This is a genomic window from Microbacterium wangyouchuni, assembly GCF_051546305.1.
Lineage (GTDB): Bacteria > Actinomycetota > Actinomycetes > Actinomycetales > Microbacteriaceae > Microbacterium.
In genome coordinates, this window is sequence record NZ_JBPTMA010000018.1 from 1 (window position 1) to 2136 (window position 2136).

2 protein-coding genes are annotated in these 2136 nt (G+C 63.2%); both read left to right on the forward strand.

Annotation, left to right across the window (positions count from 1 at the left end; genetic code table 11):
- Positions 1-65 precede the first annotated feature (65 nt).
- Positions 66-1277, forward strand: a complete 1212-nt coding sequence (istA, locus tag ACSS7Z_RS16200; protein ID WP_438255905.1) for an IS21 family transposase — start codon at positions 66-68, stop codon at positions 1275-1277.
- Complete coding sequence (gene istB / locus ACSS7Z_RS16205; protein WP_438255906.1) at positions 1277-2074, forward strand: IS21-like element helper ATPase IstB; 798 nt, start codon at positions 1277-1279, stop codon at positions 2072-2074. The genes istA and istB overlap by 1 nt, the downstream gene beginning before the upstream one ends.
- Positions 2075-2136 lie beyond the last annotated feature (62 nt).

Genomic DNA, 2136 nt, shown 5'->3' on the forward strand with positions numbered 1-2136 from the left:
TGTCGGCGGCGCTTGAAAACTGGACAGTAGCGGCGCTTGAAAAGTGAACACTCAACTATTGGAGAGTGATCACTTTGGAAGATTGGGCATTGATTCGGAGGCTGGCCGCGGAGGGCGAGCCGAAGGCGAAGATCGCTGCGCGTTTGGGGATCTCGCGGACCACGGTCATCAAGGCCGTGGCGTCGGAATCGCCACCTCAATACGAGCGGAAAGCAGCGGTGACGTCGTTCACGCCGTTCGAAGCGCGGGTGCGGGAGCTGTTGCTCGAGACGCCAACGATGCCCGCGACGGTGCTTGCCGAACGCGTCGGGTGGGAGGGCTCGATCCGCTGGTTCCGTGACAACGTTGCCCGGTTACGGCCCGAGCAGCAACGCATCGATCCCGCGGACCGGCTGGTCTGGGCGGCCGGGGACGCGGCGCAGTGCGATCTCTGGTTCCCACCGAAACGGATTCCGCTCGAGGACGGGACAGCGAAGCTGCTGCCCGTGCTGGTGATCACTCCCGCGCATTCGCGGTTCGCTCTCGGGCGGATGATCCCGACCCGCAAGACGGAGGATCTGCTTCTCGGATCGTGGGAGTTGATCGAGCAGCTCGGACGGGTTCCACGGCGACTGCTCTGGGACAACGAGCCGGGCATCGGCCGCGGGAAACGACACGCAGACGGGGTCGACGCGTTCATGGGCACCCTGGCCACGAAACTTATCCTGCTCCCACCACGAGACCCGGAATCCAAGGGCATCGTGGAGCGGCGCAACGGCTGGTTCGAGACCTCGTTCATGCCAGGGCGTTCCTTCGCATCACCGGCGGACTTCAACGAGCAGTTCATCGACTGGTTGGAGATCGCGAACCGTCGGGTCGTGCGCACGTTGCACGCATCGCCGGCCGATCGTTTGCAGGTCGATCTGGAGGCGATGCTGCCGTTGCCGCCGATTCCGTTGCATCTGGGATGGCGGGCTCGGATCCGTCTCGGCCGCGACTATTACGTCCGCGTTGACACGAATGATTACTCTGTTGATCCGCGCGCCATCGGGCGGGTTGTCGATGTGAGCGCGGACCTAGACCGAGTTCGAGTCCGTCTAGATGGCAGGGTCATCGCGGATCATCCGCGGGCCTGGGCCCGCTCGATCGTGATCACCGACCCAGCCCACAAGGCTGCGGCCGCGGTGCTGCGGCGCAAGTTTCAACAGCCTCGTCTTGTCGCTGCCACCGATGATCTGGCCCGAGACCTCGGCGACTACGACCGCGCGTTCGGGATCGTCGAAGGCGGGCTCAGCTGATGGGCCAGGCGAAACAGACCGAATCGGTCAAGCAGATCACCTACCTCTCGTCCGCGCTGAAAGCGCCGCGCATCAATGAGGCTGCCGCCCGCCTCGCTGACCAAGCGCGTGATGCGGGATGGTCGTTCGAGGACTACCTCGCCGCGGTCCTGGAACGAGAAGTCTCCGCACGCAACGCATCCGGTGGTGAACTACGGATCAAAGCCGCAGGGTTTCCATCGAGGAAGACACTTGAGGACTTCGACTGGGATCCGCAACCTGCCAGTCGGCAGCAAATTGGCTCTCTGGCATCTGGCGGGTTCCTACTCGAAGCGCGAAACGTCGTCCTGCTCGGCCCTCCCGGGACAGGGAAGACGCATCTCGCGACCGCGCTCGGGATCGTTGCGGCCAGACACGGACACCGAGTGCTATTCGCGACGGCGACGGACTGGGTCACCCGCCTCACCGACGCGCATCGGCAAGGCCGGCTCCCACAAGAACTCACAAAGCTCCGCCGATACGGGCTGATCATCGTCGACGAAGTCGGCTACCTCCCATTCGAGCAAGACGCCGCGAACCTGTTCTTCCAACTCGTGTCATCTCGCTACGAACATGCCTCACTCATCCTGACCAGCAACCTGCCATTCTCCAGCTGGGGCGGAGTCTTCGGAGACCAAGCCGTCGCTGCCGCGATGATCGACAGAATCGTTCACCACGCCGACGTCCTCACACTCAAGGGCGCCAGCTACCGGCTCCGAGGACGAGGCATCGACAGCCTCCCCAGCATCAGAACCACGACCAACGAAAACCCTGACTAGACTGCCCAAAACCGTTCACTTTTCGAACGCCGAAAACGTTCAAAGTTCGAGCGCCGTCGACA

What these genes read in the sequence shown, in the direction of transcription:
- istB (WP_438255906.1), top strand. Translation starts at nt 1,277, where the DNA reads ATGGGCCAGGCGAAACAGACCGAATCGGTCAAGCAGATCACCTACCTC.